This is a genomic window from Citrobacter sp. Cpo030, assembly GCF_030333005.1.
Classification (GTDB): domain Bacteria; phylum Pseudomonadota; class Gammaproteobacteria; order Enterobacterales; family Enterobacteriaceae; genus Citrobacter; species Citrobacter portucalensis.
Window position 1 is genome coordinate 66,239 of sequence record NZ_JAOWGT010000073.1, and the last position, 21,061, is coordinate 87,299.

Consider the following 21,061-nt stretch of genomic DNA (forward strand, 5'->3'; position numbering starts at 1 on the left):
GCCGGATGTCGTTCACATCCGGCACTGATACAGCTTACTCTTCTGGCGCTTCCAGCTCGGAGAATCCACCGTGTCCTTCCCAACCGGCTAATCGCTGATAGACGGTATCAACCGCATCTTTGATCGGCTGTGTCATCGGGTAGTAAAAACCGACGATGTCCGGTTGAATGCCGAGGAAAATTACCTCACCAACATCGTCTTTCAGCTGATCTACCAGGTAGTTCAGCGGCATGTTGTGGGTGGTCATCATGAACATCTCGGCAATATCATCGGGATCGATAATGCGGATTTCGCCTGGGTTCAGCCCCATATCGGTGGCATCAACAATCAACAAACGTTGCGGGCGCAGCTCGCGGATGGCGACAATATCGTTCTCCGGCGCGCTACCGCCGTCGATGACAACCCAGTTGCCTTGAGGATTTGCAGCACACATTTCAGCCAGTAGCGGGCCCGCGCCGTCATCGCCCATCATGCTGTTACCCACACATAATAAAACGTCAGTCACGGTGTCTCCTCACCATCAAATAGATGGCGCTTTCCTGGTGTATGTCGTGCAGCATGCTAAGCATCAGCTTGCTCCACTCCTGCTGCTGCGGGGTCTGCACGGCACGCGCATCATCGAACGCACGCGCCAGCATTTGCACATGGTTGAAATCGATAACGATCTCGCCGTATTTTGGCACGCCTTCCATTTTCCGGCGGGCTTCGCTTCCCTCAGCAAGGGTAGCAATCCATGCCAGATATTCGTCCCATGGACAAGTTAACGCCGCTTCCAGGCAATCGATGATCCCAAGGTGGTGACCAATCGCCAGGCTGTAATAGACAACCTGCTGCGCCTCAGCGGGCGTCGCATCGTTCTCATCAATAAACTTACGGCTCAGTTGACTGAACACCACCGTTTCACTCATCGGATACGCGCCTCTTCGACAACATGGTTAAGATGCGTGACGATCTCGGTCAGACGCGGATCGTTTTCCGCTTCCAGCCAACGCGCCACCTGATGCTCGCCCTGCCCTAACTGCGTCATATAGTCATCAGCAATCTGGCGACCATAGCGGTATCCCGCCAGACGGCGAGCCTCGCGATCCACTTTCACGCGCAGCGGCTGAACCATGTCCGGATGCAGAATTTCCGCCGGCTGTTCGTCCAGTTCACCCGGCGCACGCGCGTGAATTTTTTGCTCCAGCAGACCCAGCGCCATGGCAAAACCGTACAGCGTTGCCGCAGGCGTCGGCGGACAGCCAGGAATATACACGTCCACCGGTACGATTTTGTCCGTGCCGCCCCATACGCAGTATAAGTCGTGGAAGATACCGCCGCTGTTACCGCAGGCACCGTAAGAGATACAAATTTTCGGATCTGGCGCAGACTGCCAGGCACGCAGCGCCGGAGAGCGCATGGCACGAGTTACCGCGCCGGTAAACAGCAGAATATCCGCATGGCGCGGTGACGGTACGACTTTGATGCCAAAACGTTCGGCATCAAACAGCGGAGAAAGCGTGGCAAAGATTTCGATTTCGCAACCGTTGCAGCCGCCGCAGTCCACGCGGTAAACATACGCTGAACGCTTAATGCTTTTCAGCAGCGACGCTTTCATGCTGGCAATGGATTCATCCACCGTCATCGGTACCGGAATACCGTTGGCGTCACGTGGGCCTAATAAATTGCTCATCAGCTGGCCTCTTTCATATGGCGAGTCAGTTCAATACGGTCAGACGGCACCAGACATTTCTGGCGCTTACAGTCCGGGCAGGTCTCAAAGCTCTCACGGTGATTTTCCGCGCGGGTATCACCGTTGTGCTTAAGCAGCGCAATGGCGTAATCAATCTCTTTTTGCACCGCAAACGGACGGTTACATACGCGGCAATTGCACAGCCCAAAACGAGACTGCTGCAGGAAATCATCTTTCTTCCACACCGCCAGCTCATACTCCTGCGACAGCTTGATTGCCGCTGTCGGGCAGACTTCTTCGCAGCGGGCGCAGAAAATGCAGCGCCCAAGGTTGAACTGCCACGCCAGCTCATTGGTGACCAGATCGGTTTCTACCGTCAGCGCGTTCGACGGGCACGCATTCACACAGGCCGCACAGCCGATGCACTGCTGCGGATTATGTTCCGGTTTGCCACGGAAGTTTTTATCGACCGCAATCGGCTCCAGCGGATACGACGACGTCGGCGCCCCGGTTTTGATGACTTTTTTGATAAAGGTAAACATGGCGATTCCTTATTTCAGCGGCGAGTTTTTACGCTCGATGCTGTAGCGCTCAAGTTCTTTGTACGGCACGACTTTGCTCTTCTTCTTACGCACATCGACCACAGTCATACGGTCAGTACAGGAGTAGCAAGGATCGAGGCTACCGATAATCAGCGGGGCATCGGAAACGGTATTGCCACGCAGCATGTAGCGCAGCGTCGGCCAGTTGGCGTAAGTCGCCGCACGGCAGCGCCAGCGATACAGTTTCTGGTTGTCGCCGGTCATGCTCCAGTGGATGTCATCTCCACGCGGCGCTTCAGCAAAGCCCAGTGCGAAACGGTGAGGAATATAGGTAAAGCCTTCCACCATCAGCGGGCCGCCCGGCAGGTTATCCAGACCAAAGTCGATCATATTCAGCGCGGTGTAGACTTCATTGATACGGACTTTCAGGCGAGAAATAACGTCGCAGCCCTGCTCGCTGTGAACTTCCATCGGCAGCAGACCATAACCGACAAACGGGTGATCGGCGCGGGTGTCACGTGCGTGGCCGCTGGCGCGAACCATCGGGCCGACGTTACTGAAGTCACGGGCAATTTCCGGATCCAGACGACCAATACCAACCGTACGCTGTTCCATGTTCGGCGTGCTGAGCAGCATATCGACCAGTTCCTGCACGTCACGACGCATCTGCTGCGCTAGTTGACGGGTCTGGATCATATCTTCTTTCAGCAGGTCACGACGAATACCGCCGATCAGGTTCAAACCGTAGGTTTTACGTGCCCCAGTGAGGATCTCCGCCATCTTCATCGACGTTTCACGCACGCGGAAGAACTGCATAAAGCCGGAGTCAAAACCGGTGAAGTGACAGGCCAGGCCGAGGTTGAGCAGGTGCGAGTGCAGACGCTCAACTTCCAGCAGAATGGCGCGTATCATCTGCGCACGTTCCGGCACCACGATGCCCATCGCATTCTCAACGGAGGTGGTATAAGCGGTGCTATGCGCAAAGCCGCAGATGCCGCACACGCGATCCGACAGGAACGTCACTTCGTTATAACCCATACGGGTTTCCGCCAGTTTCTCCATGCCGCGGTGGACATAGAACAGACGGTAATCGGCGTCGATAATGTTCTCGCCGTCAACGAACAGGCGGAAGTGACCGGGTTCATCGGAGGTGACGTGCAACGGACCAATCGGCACCACGTTGTTTTTCTTGTCGCCCAGTTCGTTGATGAACTCGTAAGTTTCAGCATCGGTAGTCGGCGCCGGGCGCTGACGATAATCCATACTGTCTTTACGCAGCGGATAGAGTTCATCCGGCCAGTCATCCGGTAACACCAGACGGCGCTCATCCGGTAAACCAACCGGGATCAAACCGTACATGTCGCGCACTTCACGCTCGCCCCAGACCGCTGCTGGAACGCGCGGCGTGACGGACGGGAACTCCAGTTTATTGGCATCGACTTCAACGCGGACGGTTATCCAGCACTTGGTGCCTTGCTCCATCGACATCACGTAATAAACGGCGTAATGACCGCACAGCTGACGTTCGTCGTTACCAAACAGCACGGATAACCAGCCGCCCTGTTTGTAGTACAGGAACTCAACCACTTCCGGCAGGTAGTTCACCTTGACGGTGATCGTCAGCTGATCTTTGGTCTGCCAGGCTTCATCCAGCACCACGCCCGGAAAGGCCTGGTGCAGCGCAGCGAGATATTGTTGACCTAATTTTTCTTCAGACATGCTCAAACTCTCTTAAATCACGCCACCAGCAAGGAGACGAACGCTAAAAACGCAAACCCAAAACCGGCCCAGGTCACGCGTGAAGTGGCGCAAAAACGCAGACGCGCCATGCTGTTTTCGAACAGGGCGATGACTAGCACGCCGAGGACCAGCTTGACGACGGCAATCACCAGCGCCAGCAGCAGCCCACCGGCGGTGAAGGTTTCCATCTGTCCCCACGGCAGGAACACGCCAACGAACATTTGCAGAACGACCAGCTGTTTGAGGCTAATGCCCCATTTCAGCACGGCAAAACCGCTGCCGCTGTATTCAGTCAATGGACCTTCCTGCAACTCCTGCTCTGCTTCCGCCAGATCGAACGGCAGTTTGCCCATTTCGATAAAGGTGGCGAAAGCACAGGCGCACAGTGCCAGAATCAGCGGGATGCTGCGCGCAGCAGGCCAGTGGTAAATGGTATCGGCGATATTGCTGATATGGGTTGAACCCGCAACCTGTGCCGCTACCCACAGTCCCAGCAGCAAAATAGGTTCAACCAGCACGCCGAGCATCGCTTCACGGCTGGCGCCAATGGCGGTAAACGGGCTACCGGTATCCAGTCCCGCGATAGAGAAGAAGAAACGGGCGATGGCGAACAGGTAAATTAAGGTGATCAGATCGCCCAGTTGTGGCAGCGGCGAGCCAACGGTCACTACCGGCAACGCAGTGGCGATAGTCAGCATCACGCCCACCATCACAAACGGCGTCAGGCGGAAAACCCAGCTGGAATCCGCAGGCGCAATGCTCTGACGGCCCAGCAGTTTGATAATGTCGCGGTATTCCTGCAAAACGCCCGGACCGCGGCGATTGTGCAAACGCGCACGCGCCACGCGGGTAACACCGGACAGCAGCGGCGCAACGGCAAACAGCACCAGCGCCTGAATTAACGGATATAAAACACTCATTCTCAGGCTCCTCGTGAAACCACAATCACCACCAGCACCGCCAGCTCAATCAGCGCCAGGCGACGGAACAGCACCGGTGCAGCCGCATTCTGCCAGCCCGGAACCAGTGATACCGGGTTCAGCCATTTACGCAGTTTGAGTACCGGGGCAAAGGCTTCTTTCACCGGCATGGCAAAACCGTGCGCGGTAATCACCATTGACTGCTCGTGATCGTAACCACACACCCACGCCGCACCGCGTGAACGCGACGGCAGACGGTTGCCTTTGAAAATGGCCATGATGATGAACGGCAGCAGCGGACACGCGATCAGCAGCAGCGTGATCATTGGCTGAGAAACGGTGGTGTTCGCGGTTTCCAACGGCAGCGGAACGGCAGAGGAGATCATCGGCAGCAGCCACGGCGCAGCAACGCCGCCAATCACGCAGCAGATAGCCAGCGCGACGACGCTCCCCCCCATCAGGATTGGCGCGCAGCAGGCATTTTCAGCTTCCTTCGTGCGCGGTGCGCCAAGGAACGTAACGCCATAGACTTTCGCCATACACATCACCGCCAGCGCGCCGGTAATTGCCAGCCCTACCGCCAGCAACGGTCCTAACAGGCTACCGACAAATGCGCCGCTATTGCCGAGCTTAAAGAAGGATTGGTAGATAACCCACTCACCGGCAAAACCGTTCAGCGGCGGCAGCGCGGCCATCGCCATCAGACCAACCAGCATCGCCAGCGAGATAACCGGCATACGTTTACCGATACCGCCCAGTTTTTCGATATCACGATGACCGGTACGGAACCAGATACTACCAGCACCCAGGAACAGAACGCTTTTGAACAGGCTGTGGTTAACCAGATGATACAGACCGCCGGTCAAACCCAGCGCAATCAGCGCCGGTTGATTCAGGGAAATTCCGGTCACGCCAGCACCCAGACCCAGCAGAATAATGCCGATGTTTTCCAGCGTGTGGTACGCCAGCAAACGCTGGATGTTGTGCTCCATCAGCGCATACAGACCGCCAACAAACGCGGTGATCATGCCCAGCACCAGCAGCGTAACACCCCACCACAGCGGCGCATTACCGCCCAGCAGCGACAGGGAGAGAATACCCAGCAGACCAACCTTCATGACGACGGTAGAGAACAGCGCCGCAGCCGGTGCGCTGGCATTGGCGTGTGCCTGTGGCACCCAACCGTGCAGCGGAATAATGCCGGCCAGCAGGCCAAAACCTGCCACGCCCAGCAGCCAGATGTCAGACCGGAGCGGCAGCTCCTGGGTGCGCAGGTCAAGAAGACGCAGCTCCAGAGTGCCGTAACGTTGCCACACCAGGTAGCAGGCGACCGCCAGCAGTAGCGTACCAATACGCCCCAGTGCAAACCACAGTTTGCCTTCTTTACTGCATCCGGTGAGGAACACGGCACATAGCGCCATGATTTCCGCCATCACCACCAGCGTACCGAGGTTGCTGGCGACCACCGCACATACCGCCGCGGCCATCAGCAGATTCACCAGCAGGCCGTTAGCTTTCACCTGCGGATGACGATGCCAGTCAATGTTGTACAGGCTGACAAACAGGCCACACAGGCCCAGCGTAATCAGCCAGATAGCATTCAGCGGCGTCACTTGCAGACTGTGGCCGATAAACGGCATCACGCCGCTCACCGCCAGCACATTAGTCAGAACGGTAAAACCAGCGGCTGCCGTACACAGGCTGCCGACCGCACCGCCAACGCCAGCAATCCAGCCGCTCAGCGATTTATGAAATGAAAACAGAAATGCCAGAACCGCAGCCGCTGTAAACCAGGCCACGCCGCTGTTAATCAGTGAAATTGCGCTCATTTTGCATCCCCACTCTGAGCCTGCTGAAACAAGGTGAGATCGCCGAAATCGGTATTGAAAGTCAGCTCACGCTTACGTTTGCTGGCGCGGGCGATATCCATGTTGCTCACCAGGTGCAGGGCTTTGGTCGGACACATGCGCACGCAGGCCGGACCTTGCTCGTCAAAACTACACAGATCGCATTTCACCGCGATGGCACGAATGCCGGGAACCCAGTCCAACAGCGAACTCACGCGAGCAGGCGCTGGCGGAGCCGGAGGCGCTTTTGGCGTATTGGCGTTTGCCGGAATGTGTAGCGGACGGCTACCGGAAAACTCTATCGCGCCAAACGGACAAGCGATCCCGCACAGTTTGCAGCTTACGCACAGGCTTTCATTCAGCTGTACGGCGCCATCAACGCGGTTAATGGCATTAACCGGACACACGGTGGCGCAAGGCGCATCTTCACACTGGTGGCAAAGCTGCGGCGCGGATTCTTTTTCATTTAACATCACTTTCAGGCGCGGCATTGACTGCAGGCCATGCTGGCGATGTGTCTCTGAGCAGGCGGCTTCACAGGTGTGGCAGCCAATACAAAGAGTGGAGTCAGCAATTACAAAACGATTCACCAGGCATTCCTCAGGTGATAGTCATTTTTGACGAAAACATGTCTACCAAATGTCATTTCGACATTTTTCGACATGCCCATTCCCTAAAACGTCGTGATGCAGTATGTAGACCGCACCATGACAAAGTGGGCAGCACCCGAGGCTTAAGCCGGGCTATGTCCCTCAACCAGCTGGCTTAAATTCACCGGCATATTGTTCTCAACCGCGGTGTACAGGCTGTCGTAGACGGTGGCGATTTTTTCGAGATAGTGATCCAGCACCTGCTCGCGATCGCGGTTGCTAATACGCTCATCGACCTTACCGTCGATAGTCAATTCTGCCTGTGCAATCAGCTGTTTATCATCACCGTCTTTCGTTTCGACGTAGTATTCGATGGTATGGCTGTTAAAGCCGTCCGCCAGCGTGACGTAGATAGTGAAGTGTTCAAAAAGGACGAAGCAGAGATCCTTGTCCGGCGCGCAGCTCATCGCATGATGCAAACGCGCTTTTGACAGGGTGATCCCCTGAACCAGCGAGTTGCAGTAAATACGCCACTGGTCCTGTAGGCGACGATGCCGTTCAGCGATGTAATCGGCTTTTTCGCTTATTTCCCAAATAGTCATGTCAGGTTACCCGTTTAGCAGAGATGAACAGCCTTAAGCACATTTCATGCCAAAATTAAATCAATTAATTTTCATATAGATAAAAAATCAAAGGCGGGTGACGACATGTCATTTCGTCATCGTCGTCATTGTCACAAATGAAAAAAATCAACCTGGCATGCTTATTGCTTTTAATACGGCAACTTCACAGGAGGCGGTATGCACGAAATAACCCTCTGCCAACGGGCACTGGAATTGATTGAACAACAGGCCACGCAACACGGTGCTCAGCGAGTAACTGGGGTCTGGCTCAAAATTGGCGCATTTTCTTGCGTAGAAACCAGCGCTCTCTCCTTTTGTTTTGATCTGGTATGCCGCGGGACCCTTGCAGAAGGTTGTAAACTCCACCTCGAAGAACAAGAAGCCGAATGTTGGTGCGAATCTTGTCAGCAATACGTCACGTTACTGACGCAACGCGTGCGCCGATGTCCGCAATGCAACAGCGATATGCTGAGAATTGTGGCCGATGACGGCTTACAGATTCGACGTATTGAAATAGATGAAACTCCAGCGCCGGATGGCGACGCCTAAGCGTCTTATCCAGCCTACAGAAAGAGCTCGTTTGTAGGCCGGATAAGGCAACGCAGCCATCCGGCAACAGATGTATCGCAAGTAAAAAGATCAGGAGTGAGCGATGTGTACGACATGTGGTTGCGCTGAAGGCAACCTGTATATAGAGGGTGATGAGCATAATCCCCACTCGGCGTTTCGCAGCGCGCCATTTGCCCCAGCGGCTCGTCCGGCGCTGAATATTACCGGTGTGAAGACCTCAAATTTCACACCGAGCCAGACCGAAGAAGGCGATTTGCACTACGGTCACGGTGAGGCAGGAACCCACGCACCAGGTATGAGCCAACGCCGTATGCTGGAAGTGGAAATTGACGTACTGGACAAAAACAACCGCCTCGCCGAGCGCAACCGTGCCCGCTTTGCGGCCCGTCAGCATCTGGTACTGAACCTTGTTTCAAGCCCGGGCTCTGGTAAAACCACCCTGCTGACCGAAACGCTGATGAAGCTGAAAGATAGCGTGCCGTGCGCCGTTATTGAAGGTGACCAGCAGACGGTGAACGATGCCGCCCGTATTCGCGCCACTGGCACACCCGCCATTCAGGTCAACACCGGTAAAGGTTGCCACCTTGACGCACAAATGATTGCCGACGCCGCGCCGCGTTTGCCGCTTGACGATAACGGTATTCTGTTCATTGAAAACGTCGGCAACCTGGTCTGCCCGGCCAGCTTCGACCTCGGCGAGCGCCATAAAGTGGCCGTGCTTTCAGTAACCGAAGGTGAAGACAAACCGCTGAAATACCCGCATATGTTTGCCGCCGCATCGCTGATGCTGCTCAACAAAGTGGATCTACTGCCGTACCTCAATTTTGACGTTGAAAAATGCATCGCCAGCGCCCGGGAAGTGAACCCGGGGATTGAGATTATCCTAATTTCCGCCACCAGTGGTGAAGGGATGGATCAATGGCTCTCCTGGCTGGAGACGCAGCGATGTGCATAGGTGTTCCGGGTCAAATCCGCACCATTGATGGCAACCAGGCCAAAGTCGACGTTTGCGGTATTCAGCGCGACGTTGACCTGACGCTGGTCGGTAGCTGTGATGAACATGGCCAACCGCGCCTCGGCCAGTGGGTGCTGGTCCACGTCGGTTTTGCCATGAGCATCATTAATGAAGCTGAAGCGCGCGATACGCTCGACGCGCTGCAAAACATGTTTGACGTTGAGCCGGATGTCGGCGCGTTGCTGTACGGCGAGGAAAAATAAATGCGTTTTGTTGACGAATACCGCGCACCAGAGCAGGTGATGCAGTTGATAGAGCACCTGTGTGAACGTGCCGCCCACCTCTCCTACACGGCTGAACGCCCGCTGCGAATCATGGAAGTTTGTGGTGGTCATACCCACGCTATCTTCAAATTCGGGCTCGACCAGTTGTTACCGGAAAACGTGGAGTTTATTCATGGTCCGGGTTGCCCGGTTTGCGTTCTGCCGATGGGCAGAATCGACAGCTGTGTAGAAATTGCCAGCCATCCAGAAGTGATTTTCTGCACCTTTGGCGACGCTATGCGCGTCCCGGGTAAGCAAGGCTCTCTGCTGCAAGCCAAGGCGCGCGGTGCGGATATCCGTATTGTCTATTCACCGATGGATGCACTGAAGCTGGCGCAGGAAAACCCAACGCGTAAAGTGGTGTTCTTTGGCCTGGGTTTTGAAACCACAATGCCAACGACCGCTATCACCCTGCAACAGGCAAAGCAGCGTGACGTGCAGAACTTTTACTTTTTCTGCCAGCACATCACGCTTATCCCTACGCTGCGTAGCCTGCTGGAACAGCCGGACAACGGTATCGACGCCTTTTTAGCACCGGGCCACGTCAGCATGGTGATTGGCACCGACGCCTACAACTTCATTGCTTCAGATTTCCATCGCCCGCTGGTGGTCGCCGGTTTCGAACCGCTTGATCTCCTGCAAGGCGTAGTGATGTTAATTGAGCAGAAAATTGCAGCCCAAAGCCAAGTAGAAAACCAGTACCGCCGCGTGGTACCGGATGCCGGTAACGCGTTAGCGCAACAGGCCATTGCCGAGGTGTTCTGCGTCAATGGTGACAGCGAATGGCGCGGTCTGGGCGTTATCGAATCCTCTGGCGTTCACCTGACGCCGGACTATCAGCGCTTTGATGCCGAAGCACATTTCCAGCCAGCGCCGCAGCAGGTGTATGACGATCCGCGCGCGCGTTGTGGGGAAGTGCTGACGGGCAGATGTAAACCACATCAGTGCCCGTTATTTGGCAAAACGTGTAACCCGGAGACCGCGTTTGGCGCCCTGATGGTCTCCTCAGAAGGCGCATGTGCCGCCTGGTATCAGTATCGTCAGCAGGAGTGTGAAGCATGAACAGCGTACAACTCGCCCACGGTAGCGGCGGTCAGGCTATGCAGCAGTTGATCAACAGTCTGTTTATGGAGGCTTTCGCGAATCCGTGGCTGGCGGAACAAGAAGATCAAGCGCGTCTGGAACTGGCACAACTGGTGGCAGAAGGCGACCGTCTGGCGTTTTCAACTGACAGCTACGTTATCGATCCATTGTTCTTCCCCGGCGGCAATATCGGCAAGCTGGCCATCTGCGGTACGGCTAACGACGTGGCGGTCAGCGGAGCTATTCCACGCTACCTCTCCTGCGGTTTTATCCTCGAAGAGGGCCTGCCGATGGAGACACTGAAAACCGTTGTTAACAGCATGGCAGCAACCGCACGCGAAGCAGGTATCGCCATCGTGACTGGCGATACCAAAGTCGTGCAGCGTGGTGCAGCAGACAAGCTGTTCATTAACACTGCCGGAATGGGGGCAATTCCCGCCAACATTCACTGGGGTGCACAGACTCTCAGCGTGGGTGATGTGCTGCTGGTAAGTGGCTCTCTTGGCGATCACGGCGCAACTATCCTTAACCTACGTGAACAGCTAGGTCTGGATGGCGAACTGGTCAGCGATTGCGCGGTATTAACGCCGCTTATCCAGACGCTGCGTGATATTCCTGGCGTGAAGGCGCTACGTGACGCCACCCGTGGCGGCGTGAATGCGGTCACGCATGAATTTGCCGCTGCATGCGGATTTGGTATTGAGCTGTCTGAAGCTGCCCTGCCCGTGAAGCCTGCGGTGCGTGGCGTTTGCGAGCTGCTGGGTCTGGATGCGCTCAACTTTGCTAACGAAGGCAAACTGGTGATTGCCGTTGAACGCCAGGCTGCTGAAACCGTACTTGCCGCGCTGCGCGCGCATCCTTTAGGGTGCGATGCTGCAATGATTGGTGAAGTGGTCGAACGCAAAGGTGTTCGTCTTGCCGGACTCTACGGCGTGAAACGAACCCTCGATTTACCACACGCCGAACCATTACCTCGTATATGCTAGCAGCCGGTTGGCAGCATGCTGTAGGCCGGATAAGACGCATTAGCGTCAACATCCGGCGTTAATGCTGCATTATGCCTGATACCGCTTTGCTGATCGGGCCAACGGATTGTATATCCTGGCCAGTTCAGTGGCAGGCCATCCGGCAATAATTTACGACTTATACCTATAATTCATTTACCGTTTTCGCACCGTTCTGCGGTGCTTTCCCTGGAAAAGCAATATGTCGTATACACCGATGAGTGACCTCGGACAGCAAGGCCTGTTCGATATTACTCGTACATTATTACAGCAGCCCGATCTCCCGTCTCTTAGCGAGGCGCTTTCGCAGCTGGTCAAGCGTTCAGCGCTGGCCGACTGCGCGGCTATTGTCTTATGGCAGGCACAAACGCAACGTGCGCGTTATTTTGCAACGCGTGAAAATGGTAAACCCATCGATTATGAAGACGAAACGGTGCTGGCACATGGTCCGGTACGCCGTATTTTGTCTCGCCCTGATGCGTTGCACTGCAACTATCATGAGTTTACGGAAACATGGCCACAATTGGCTTCAGGTGGACTGTATTCTGAATTTGGCCACTACTGCCTGCTGCCGCTGGCGGCAGATGGGCGCATCTTTGGCGGTTGCGAATTCATCCGTAACGAAGACCGTCCGTGGAGTGAAAAAGAATATAACCGTCTACAGACCTTCACTCAGATAGTCGGCGTCGTTGCTGAACAAATTCAAAGCAGAGTCAGCAACAACGTCGATTACGATCTGCTGTGTCGTGAGCGTGACAACTTTCGCATCCTGGTCGCCATCACCAATGCCGTGCTCTCCCGACTGGATATTGATGAGCTGGTCAGCGAAGTCGCCAAAGAGATCCACCACTACTTCGACATCGATGCCATCAGCATCGTGTTACGCAGCGATCGCAAAAATAAACTCAGTATCTATTCCACCCACTATCTGGATGAACATCATCCGGCACACGAACAGAGTGAAGTGGACGAAGCGGGCACGCTCTCTGAACGGGTCTTCAAAAGCAAAGAGATGCTGCTGATTAACCTGAGCGAACGTGACATCCTTGCCCCTTACGAACGGATGCTGTTCGAAACCTGGGGCAACCAGCTACAAACCCTGTGTCTGCTACCGCTGATGTCCGGCAATACTATGCTCGGCGTACTCAAACTGGCACAGTGCGAAGAGAAAGTTTTCACTACCGCCAACCTCAAGCTATTGCGCCAGATTGCCGAGCGTGTGGCAATTGCCGTGGATAACGCCCTCGCCTATCAGGAGATCCACCGCCTGAAGGAACGTCTGGTCGATGAAAACCTGGCGTTGACTGAACAACTCAACAACGTAGAGAGTGAGTTCGGCGAAATCATTGGTCGCAGCGAAGCGATGTACAGCGTACTCAAGCAGGTCGAAATGGTGGCGCAAAGCGACAGCACCGTCTTGATTCTGGGTGAGACCGGAACGGGTAAAGAGCTGATCGCACGAGCCATTCACAACCTGAGCGGACGTAACGCCCGTCGGATGGTGAAGATGAACTGCGCGGCAATGCCTGCCGGATTACTGGAAAGCGATCTGTTTGGTCACGAGCGTGGCGCGTTTACCGGTGCCAGCACGCAGCGGATTGGTCGTTTCGAGCTGGCAGATAAAAGTTCGCTGTTCCTCGATGAAGTTGGCGATATGCCGCTGGAGCTTCAACCTAAGCTACTGCGGGTTCTGCAAGAGCAGGAATTTGAACGCCTGGGCAGTAATAAGCTGATCCAGACCGACGTGCGCTTGATCGCCGCGACCAACCGCGATCTGAAGAAGATGGTTGCCGATCGCGAATTTCGTAACGATCTGTATTACCGACTGAACGTCTTCCCGATCCATCTGCCGCCGCTGCGTGAGCGCCCGGAAGATATTCCGCTGCTGGTAAAAGCCTTCACCTTTAAAATTGCTCGTCGGATGGGACGCAATATCGACAGTATTCCCGCCGAGGCTCTGCGCACGCTGAGCTGTATGGAATGGCCGGGTAACGTGCGTGAGCTGGAAAACGTGGTGGAACGTGCGGTTCTGCTTACCCGGGGCAACGTACTGCAACTGTCCCTTCCGGATATTGCCCCTTTGACGCCGTCTACGCCTCCGGTGGCAACCGAAGTTGCACAGGACGGTGAAGATGAATACCAGTTGATTATGCGCGTACTGAAAGAAACCAACGGGGTGGTTGCCGGTCCCAAAGGCGCGGCACAAAGGCTGGGGCTGAAACGTACCACGTTACTCTCACGCATGAAGAGATTGGGTATTGATAAGGATGCACTGGTTTAGCTAGTGTGGCTATACTGGGTGATATCTCAACGAAAGGAGGCAGTATGGCGGTATCAGCACGTAATCAATTAACCGGTACGGTGAGCGCAGTCGCTACAGGCGCAGTGAATGATGAAGTTGAACTGACGCTGGATGGCGGCGCGAAACTGGTCGCGATTGTAACCCATAGCAGCCAGCAGGCGCTGGGTCTGGCGAAAGGGAAAGAAGCTATTGCCCTGATTAAAGCGCCATGGGTGACGCTGGCAACTGAAGACTGCGGTCTGAAGTTCTCTGCCCGCAACCAGTTTGCTGGCAGTGTTTCCCAGGTCACCGAAGGCGCAGTCAACGCCACGGTACATATCAAAACTGACGCAGGCTTTGAAATTGTTGCTGTCGTCACCAACGAAAGTCAGCAAGAGATGAAACTGAGCCAGGGAAGCCGCGTTGTTGCGCTGATCAAAGCCTCAGCTATTCTGATTGCCACCAAAGCGTAATCGCCATTCGGTACCGGATAGTTAATGCCCGATGGCGCTACGCTTATCGGGCCTACGCGACAATGCACTTGCTCTTGTAGGCCGGATAAGGCATCGCCGCCATCCGGCACAAAATTACCAGATTACTTCTTGCGCTGATATTTCTCAGGTAATTCCGGAACCGGACGTTTGTCATCAATCAGATGACGCACTGTCAGGATCGGGTGACGCCAGAGCATTCTAGGTCCAGCCCAACGCATAATTTGCTTCATCTCTTCGCGTTTAGCAGGCTGATAACAGTGTACCGGACACTGTTTGCAGGCTGGTTTTTCCTCACCAAATACGCACTTGTCGAGGCGCTTTTGCGCATAGGCAAACAACGCATCATAATGCCCCGGTTCGTCTGAAGCCTGCGGGCACTGGCTCTCGTAGAGCGAAATCATTCTCTGGATCGTCATTTTTTCACGTGCAATACGTTTGCCGGACATGATGCCTCCATAGTTAAGTTGCATAAATAATACACCTTAATCATGAAGGCAACCAAGACCCGAGTACCGCTTACTCGTCACAGCGGCTAAATTGCCCTACGTTTATAAGGACGGTAGTGTGGTAACCAAAAGTTATCTTTGATGCTTTGCAACAGCGCGTCGTCGCTCATCTTCTCTGCCACGCCCGACTGCTGTGCCGCCTTACCGACCTCAAAGGCAATGCTGCGGGTCACCTCACCGATTGTCCCAATCTCCGGCAACAGAGCGCCTTCCCCGATACGCACTAACGGGGAAGCATCGGCCAGCGCACGGCTTGCCGCCATCAGCATAGCCTCTGTTACGCGTGTCGCGCCACTGGCGATGGCCCCCAGACCGATGGCCGGGAAAACATACACGTTATTGCACTGCGCCACCGGAATGGAGCGTCCATTAAATTCAACCGCATCGCAGGGACTGCCGGTCGCGATGATGGCCTGCCCTTCGGTCCAGCGAATGATATCTTCTGGTCGCGCTTCCATTCTCGAAGTGGGATTCGACAACGGCATAACGATCGGGCGGCCGCAGTATTGGTACATCGTGCTAATGACTTCCTGCGAGAACAATCCAGCCTGACCCGACACCCCCAGCATCACCGTGGGCTTGGCATTGTGGATAACCTCCAGTAGCGACGGTGCCAGCCCCTCATACTGCCAGTCAGATACAGCCTCGGGAGACTGCGCCAGCGGTTGCTGGAAATCAGCTAAGGCATTATTGGTGGTCATCACCAGACCGTCGCGATCCACCATAAAAATGGTCCGTCTGGCTTCGGCCTCGCTCATTCCTTCACTGATGCGACAGGCAATAATATGCCGGGCAATCCCGCATCCCGCAGCACCCGCCCCCACAATTACGATTGATTGCTGACGGAAGTCACGACCGCTGCCTCGGCAGGCCGCAACCAGAGTCGCCAGAGCCACCGACGCCGTGCCCTGAATGTCATCGTTAAAACAGCACATCTCATCGCGATAACGGTCCAGCAGCGGCACCGCAGTATGCTGGGCAAAATCTTCAAACTGCAGCAGAACGTTAGGCCAGCGCCGTTTTACGGCAGCAATAAACATTCCTATAAATGCGAAGTAGTCTTCACCAGTTATGCGCGGATGTCGCCAGCCGATATAGCGCGGATCGTCAAGCAGTCGCGTATTGTTCGTACCGACATCCAGTAGAATAGGTAGCGTATTCGCCGGATTTACCCCGCCACAGACGGTATAGAGCGACAGTTTCCCGATAGGAATCCCCATACCGCCAACGCCCTGGTCACCTAGCCCCAGAATGCGCTCACCATCGGTGACGACGATGACCTTGATATCGTGCCGTGGAATATCATGCAAAATATCGTCAATACGATCACGATCGGGCCAGGAGATAAAGACACCGCGTGCACGACGATATATCCACGAGAATTTTTCACAGGCGGCCCCGACTACCGGGGTATAAACGATGGGTAGCATCTCTGGAAGATGCTTTTTCAACAGGTAATAAAATAACGTTTCGTTAGTATCCTGGATATTACGCAGGTAAATATGTCGAGCGTTGTGGGATTCAGCCTCAAGATATTGTTGATACGCCCGTTCGGCTTGTTCATCAATATTCTCAATGGCACAAGGCAGTAGCCCACTCAGGTTAAAGTCATGCCTTTCTTGCTGCGTGAAGCTGCTTCCCTTGTTTAATAACGGAGATTCAAGCAGTAACTTCCCCGTAAACGGGACGTATAAAACATCGTTTGTCACGTTGCCATCCATAAATTACAACCAGATAAAAAATAAGAGCCTGCATTAGCAGGCTCCCGGGATTCAAATCAGGACATAGTTGGCAACCAGCATCGCCGCGATACCGGCCAGCGCTGGAAGCAGCGTTCTTCTGACGATCATAAACGGCGAACATTCTCCTGCTTTACTCACCGCAATAATGATTCCAGCCACCGGAGACATTGAGCGCCCCATTCCCGCCATTAACTGCATAGGCAGGATCATATTAACGGCGCTCTCACCAAATTTTGCCGCAATGGAGGGGGCCAGGCCGGAGAAGGAGAAAAAGGCGGCAACACCAGAGCCTGTCAGGACGGCGGTGACGCCCACCAGCGCGGTCATCACCAGCGTCATACTGGTAAAGCCCAGTCCTGCGTTTTGCACTGACTGTAACAGGTAGTCCACCGCGCCAATTTTCTGCAGCCCCTGGGCATAGATATCCGCACACACCAGCAAGGAAACGATGCTGGTAAACATGCTGCCCATCCCTTTGAAAAAGACCTGTATTCCTTTGCAACAGCTTTTGAAATCCCGAGTAGCCACCAGTTCAAAGAAAAATGCGACGACAGCGCCAAGGATCATCGCCGTGACCACGTCTATTTTGATGGACTTGATAACCAAAGGGCTAAAGACCAGCACCAGTACGACAGGCAGGACGGGTAACAGCGCGTAAATAGCGGGTACCTTTCGGCCTTCTTCTTCCGCTTGCGCCACGCTTTGCGCTCCCGGTACGAAGCCATCTTTTTTGTCGAAATACTTCGCGGTAAAGTAAATCACCACCGCAACGGCCAGCATCACCACCACCGCCACCGGCATCTGGTAATGCGCAAAGTAGATCGCGCTTTCCATGCCAGCATGTTTAGCCGCCAGATTCGCAGTACCTACCGCGGGCCCTAGATCCATAAACGCGCACAGACCAATCATCGCGGCCGCAGAGGCTTTACTGACCCCCAGACGAACCAGAACCGGGAAGAATGTCACCAACAGCAACATCGCCAGCCCCGCCGCACTTGAAATTGCCACATGCAGAAGCTGTGCGCAGATATACCCCAGCGCAAGGATCAGGTAAGGCGCTTTAATCACCTGCAGCGGTCGAATGCACATATTGACCATCGCATTCGACGCTTTAATGTGATCCATATAGCTGGCAAATCCACCCGCAGCCATGATGATAAGACCAATACCTGCAATTTGTGTGGTGAGCGATTCTTTTGCAAAGCTAAAGATATCCAACCAGGTTGACCCCGTGGATTTTGCTTTATCGTAGAGAATGCTGTTTTCAGGATAAAACAGTACGGTAATGGTCAATAATGCCAGTCCTGCGAGTAATAAAACAGTTTGCGGCTGATAATTTTTCACAATTAACCATGCAGCAATAACTGTTATCACTATTGCTATAATAAACGCCGTCATAATAACAATTCCTATGCCATACAAATCGGGTAGGGTTACCTGTCATATCATCATAGCTTATATAGGATAGTAAAAAATCACCCCCATATATAAGCAGCTATAATATGTACGTAAATCTATCGTATTACATACTCAAATATTGAGATTTAATTGTAATGGGTTGTGTGGTTGTAAAATACGGGAAAGGTGTTTTCCCACCTCTTTTTGTGAGTAAGATCGCAACTACATCTGAATGTAGTCGCAGACCTCAGAAAAGGCTGGGTGCGGGTTTCCAACATATTCATTCTATGATTGACGTCGAAAGTGTATTACCCTATAACAACGTTGATATACAATAGTCATCGGGTGTTATCCATGTACAAAAAAAACACGTTAAGTCTGGATGAGTATAACTTACTTACTCTTAATATGGGTGATCTAACTGAATCTGAGTGCCGACTCAATGAGTACATTAATAAACACTTCAATGAACTTCCCTATCATGGCATTGTTGACCTCTCGCAAAATGCGATGGTAAGCAAAGCAACCATTGGCCGATTTTTAAATAAGATTGGGTTTACGGGTTACGCCGCTTTTCGCAAAGCATTAGACATTACGCTGTCAAAAAATAAAATATCCGCACCTTTTGAGAAAAACATCAAACTACGTAACAATCCCAGCATTACCACTGAAAGTATCGTTACTGATTTCACCCATAAAGTATCAGAATTATTTAATCAATTTAAAAATAATATCGATATTGAAAGCCTTAATGCGTTTATCGATCTGGTACTGAACAATCAACGTCATATTTATGTCGTCGGCCCGTCATCATCTCATGCAATGGCAACGCATTTTTGTACACTGCTAAAGTACTTTCGCAGTGACATCACCCTGTTACCGACGGACATCAGCGAACTCCCCAAATGTCTCATCAATATTGAGGAAGAGGATGTCCTGATTGTGTTCTCCTACTATCGATTTAATCGGGTTGCCCTCAATATTGCAAAGTGGTTCAGAAAAAAGAATGCCGTCGTGGTACTGGTTACCAATTCAGAAGCGAACCCTTACGGCAAGTTCTGCGATCTGCAGTTTGTTCTTCCCAGCGACGTACAGTCCATTTTTCAAAGCCGTATACTCGGCTTCTTTTTTATCGAACTCATATTGCATTTGGCTTACGAGAAAGGAGATAACGAGGGGAATTTTGCCCAACTGGAGGAATTATTTGTCTTTTTCGAAACGTTTTCTGCATCAGCACACAACACTTAGCTCCGCCAGCCGCCAGAAGTATTCTCACTCCTGGCAACATGACGAATCAAGCTATCTCTGCGGTTTTCACGCGATCGAACTCAGCTATAGTTTCAGCGATTAGCGCGTCGTTAGCCCCGATATATGACAGCGGCTCGCAGGCAGCGGTAATTTCCTCTACAGACAATGATGCGCGGATTTCCGGGCTAGCCTGCACGATCTCCATGAAGCTGTGCTCTCCAGTTGCATGCTTTAGCAGGTTTTTCACTACGTTATAGGCGGACTCTCTGCCAATTTTGGCGGCAAGTTTCATCGTCAGTGATTCCGACATAATAAAGTGCTTTGAGCAATCGAAATTAGCACGCATCTTCTCTTCATTAATGATGAGATGCGAAAGCAGATTCTTTGCGCGTGTCAGGCTGGTCGATAAAGCATTTGAGGCCTCCGGGAGGATTGTCCAGTTTAAAACCCTCATTGAGGCGGCTCGCACATCCTGTTGATCCAGCATTGCCGGGGCGCCAGACGCATACATCCATCCCATCCTTGCCAGTGTTTGCATCATGTTACTGGCACGCGGATTAACTTTGTGCGGCATCGTGCTCGACCCTCCACCACCTTCGCCCTCAAGCACTTCAGCAATCGGCGTGCGTCCCATTGTTTCGACATCGTTGGCCAGACGACATAGCGTGCCGTGAACAAGGGCAAAAAACTGCACAACTTCAACAACCGCATCCTGGCTGGCATTATTAATACCGCAGGGTACGTTCAGACCCAGCGCTCGCATCAGCCGTTCACGCGTTTCCATTCCCTGCTCGCCTACGGAGGCCAGATTACCTACCGCGCCGCCAAAAAGCCCGGTGACCGCACGCGGGTACAGCTGCTGAAGTCTTATCAGATGGCGGTTAATCTCTGCCAGATAACTGCAAACATGCAGCCCCCATGTTGTCGCAGAGGCATCCACCGAATTGGTGCGCGCAACCATCACCGTTCTGGTATGACGTATTGCCATCGCTTTCATCGCTTCGCCAACATCGAGCAATTGCTCGCGCAGCAGCTGCAACGTTTGTTGCAGTCTCATCGCCATGCCAGAGTCCAGCAGGTCCTGGGTAGTACATCCCCAGTGCAGAAACTGACTTACTAACGGTGTACCGCAAGCAGAAATCTGATCGATCAGCGGTTTTATCGCCATACCAACCGTCTGTGTTTCCTGTGCAAGGGCCGGCCAATCTATCTGTATTTCCCTGCACGTTTTTTCAATTTCGACGGCGGCTTGCTCAGGGATAATGCCCAGCTCGCCTTGCACGCGAGCGACTGTTGCCTCAAACCGCAACCAACACCGCAGCAGATTGTCGTCAGACCATATTTCCCGCATCCGCCCCTGGGTGAACAATGAAGAATAAAGATCAGAATCAAATACCGTTGTTTGCTTACCGAACATACAGCGCCTCTCCGGCCAATGAATGCGTCATAATCGAAATGTGATTAATCAATTTTGCAGGATCTGTTTTCCAGATTATAGGGGAAAATAGTATTCCCACCCCAAA

General features: G+C 53.5%; 21 protein-coding genes. 8 read left to right on the plus strand and 13 right to left on the minus strand.

All coding sequences use genetic code 11. The annotated features are described in order from the left end of the window. Positions 1 to 34: 34 nt before the first annotated feature. The 9 genes from hycI to hycA form a co-directional block, all read right to left on the minus strand. Positions 35 to 505: a hydrogenase maturation peptidase HycI gene (gene hycI, locus OGY37_RS19115; RefSeq protein WP_003037382.1), complete on the minus strand. Its 471-nt coding sequence runs from the start codon at positions 503 to 505 to the stop codon at positions 35 to 37. Continuing rightward, positions 498 to 908, minus strand: a complete 411-nt coding sequence (locus tag OGY37_RS19120) for a formate hydrogenlyase maturation HycH family protein (RefSeq protein WP_003037385.1) — start codon at positions 906 to 908, stop codon at positions 498 to 500. Before OGY37_RS19120 ends, hycI begins: the two co-directional genes overlap by 8 nt. Next, complete coding sequence (gene hycG, locus OGY37_RS19125; protein WP_003037388.1) at positions 905 to 1,672, minus strand: formate hydrogenlyase subunit HycG; 768 nt, start codon at positions 1,670 to 1,672, stop codon at positions 905 to 907. The genes OGY37_RS19120 and hycG overlap by 4 nt, the downstream gene beginning before the upstream one ends. Beyond that, positions 1,672 to 2,214 carry a formate hydrogenlyase complex iron-sulfur subunit gene (locus OGY37_RS19130; RefSeq protein ID WP_003825918.1) on the minus strand — a complete coding sequence of 181 codons (543 nt, stop codon included), beginning with the start codon at positions 2,212 to 2,214 and terminating at the stop codon, positions 1,672 to 1,674. Before OGY37_RS19130 ends, hycG begins: the two co-directional genes overlap by 1 nt. A gap of 9 nt (positions 2,215 to 2,223) precedes the next feature. Continuing rightward, positions 2,224 to 3,933, minus strand: a complete 1,710-nt coding sequence (hycE, locus tag OGY37_RS19135; RefSeq protein WP_003037393.1) for a formate hydrogenlyase subunit HycE — start codon at positions 3,931 to 3,933, stop codon at positions 2,224 to 2,226. A gap of 17 nt (positions 3,934 to 3,950) precedes the next feature. After that, positions 3,951 to 4,874: a respiratory chain complex I subunit 1 family protein gene (locus tag OGY37_RS19140; protein WP_003825914.1), complete on the minus strand. Its 924-nt coding sequence runs from the start codon at positions 4,872 to 4,874 to the stop codon at positions 3,951 to 3,953. A 2-nt stretch (positions 4,875 to 4,876) separates the two neighbouring features. Further along, complete coding sequence (gene hycC, locus OGY37_RS19145) at positions 4,877 to 6,703, minus strand: formate hydrogenlyase subunit 3 (protein WP_286621570.1); 1,827 nt, start codon at positions 6,701 to 6,703, stop codon at positions 4,877 to 4,879. After that, positions 6,700 to 7,311, minus strand: coding sequence for a formate hydrogenlyase subunit HycB (hycB, locus tag OGY37_RS19150; RefSeq protein ID WP_137376250.1), 612 nt, complete (start codon positions 7,309 to 7,311; stop codon positions 6,700 to 6,702). Before hycB ends, hycC begins: the two co-directional genes overlap by 4 nt. A 143-nt stretch (positions 7,312 to 7,454) precedes the next feature. Then, positions 7,455 to 7,913 carry a formate hydrogenlyase regulator HycA gene (hycA, locus tag OGY37_RS19155; protein ID WP_003825906.1) on the minus strand — a complete coding sequence of 153 codons (459 nt, stop codon included), beginning with the start codon at positions 7,911 to 7,913 and terminating at the stop codon, positions 7,455 to 7,457. A gap of 198 nt (positions 7,914 to 8,111) precedes the next feature. On the opposite strand from hycA, the gene hypA reads away from it, so the two are divergent. The 7 genes from hypA to OGY37_RS19190 all read left to right on the plus strand — a co-directional run bounded on the left by hypA (position 8,112) and on the right by OGY37_RS19190 (position 14,623). Continuing rightward, the gene (gene hypA, locus OGY37_RS19160; protein ID WP_003825904.1) at positions 8,112 to 8,483 is read left to right on the plus strand and encodes a hydrogenase maturation nickel metallochaperone HypA; all 372 of its coding nucleotides are present in this window, start codon (positions 8,112 to 8,114) and stop codon (positions 8,481 to 8,483) included. 103 nt (positions 8,484 to 8,586) lie between these two features. Beyond that, positions 8,587 to 9,459 (plus strand): hydrogenase nickel incorporation protein HypB, encoded by an 873-nt coding sequence (gene hypB, locus OGY37_RS19165; RefSeq protein ID WP_003037409.1) that lies wholly within the window; start codon positions 8,587 to 8,589, stop codon positions 9,457 to 9,459. After that, the gene (hypC, locus tag OGY37_RS19170; protein WP_003037411.1) at positions 9,450 to 9,722 is read left to right on the plus strand and encodes a hydrogenase 3 maturation protein HypC; all 273 of its coding nucleotides are present in this window, start codon (positions 9,450 to 9,452) and stop codon (positions 9,720 to 9,722) included. Before hypB ends, hypC begins: the two co-directional genes overlap by 10 nt. Next, the gene (gene hypD / locus OGY37_RS19175; protein ID WP_003825899.1) at positions 9,723 to 10,844 is read left to right on the plus strand and encodes a hydrogenase formation protein HypD; all 1,122 of its coding nucleotides are present in this window, start codon (positions 9,723 to 9,725) and stop codon (positions 10,842 to 10,844) included. It begins immediately after the preceding gene. Beyond that, a complete protein-coding gene (gene hypE / locus OGY37_RS19180) occupies positions 10,841 to 11,851 on the plus strand; it encodes a hydrogenase maturation carbamoyl dehydratase HypE (RefSeq protein WP_003825897.1) in 1,011 nt (336 codons plus the stop codon). The genes hypD and hypE overlap by 4 nt, the downstream gene beginning before the upstream one ends. A 220-nt stretch (positions 11,852 to 12,071) precedes the next feature. Next, positions 12,072 to 14,150 (plus strand): formate hydrogenlyase transcriptional activator FlhA, encoded by a 2,079-nt coding sequence (flhA, locus tag OGY37_RS19185; protein WP_032944751.1) that lies wholly within the window; start codon positions 12,072 to 12,074, stop codon positions 14,148 to 14,150. A gap of 44 nt (positions 14,151 to 14,194) precedes the next feature. Then, on the plus strand, positions 14,195 to 14,623 hold the full coding sequence (locus OGY37_RS19190) for a TOBE domain-containing protein (RefSeq protein ID WP_148361555.1): 429 nt from the start codon (positions 14,195 to 14,197) through the stop codon (positions 14,621 to 14,623). A gap of 122 nt (positions 14,624 to 14,745) precedes the next feature. Here OGY37_RS19190 and OGY37_RS19195 read toward each other — a convergent pair whose 3' ends face one another. The 3 genes from OGY37_RS19195 to dcuC form a co-directional block, all read right to left on the minus strand. Beyond that, positions 14,746 to 15,090, minus strand: a complete 345-nt coding sequence (locus tag OGY37_RS19195) for a nitrous oxide-stimulated promoter family protein (protein ID WP_003825888.1) — start codon at positions 15,088 to 15,090, stop codon at positions 14,746 to 14,748. Between the two features lie 86 nt (positions 15,091 to 15,176). Further along, on the minus strand, positions 15,177 to 16,871 hold the full coding sequence (locus tag OGY37_RS19200) for an NAD-dependent malic enzyme (protein ID WP_198579482.1): 1,695 nt from the start codon (positions 16,869 to 16,871) through the stop codon (positions 15,177 to 15,179). A gap of 51 nt (positions 16,872 to 16,922) precedes the next feature. After that, positions 16,923 to 18,290 (minus strand): C4-dicarboxylate transporter DcuC, encoded by a 1,368-nt coding sequence (gene dcuC / locus OGY37_RS19205; protein ID WP_003825883.1) that lies wholly within the window; start codon positions 18,288 to 18,290, stop codon positions 16,923 to 16,925. 354 nt (positions 18,291 to 18,644) lie between these two features. On the opposite strand from dcuC, the gene OGY37_RS19210 reads away from it, so the two are divergent. After that, entirely contained in the window at positions 18,645 to 19,538 is an 894-nt protein-coding gene (locus OGY37_RS19210) for a MurR/RpiR family transcriptional regulator (RefSeq protein WP_003825882.1), read from the plus strand. A 46-nt stretch (positions 19,539 to 19,584) separates the two neighbouring features. On the opposite strand, the gene OGY37_RS19215 is transcribed toward OGY37_RS19210, so the two are convergent. Beyond that, on the minus strand, positions 19,585 to 20,955 hold the full coding sequence (locus tag OGY37_RS19215) for a class-II fumarase/aspartase family protein (protein ID WP_286621574.1): 1,371 nt from the start codon (positions 20,953 to 20,955) through the stop codon (positions 19,585 to 19,587). Between the last annotated feature and the right edge of the window lie 106 nt (positions 20,956 to 21,061).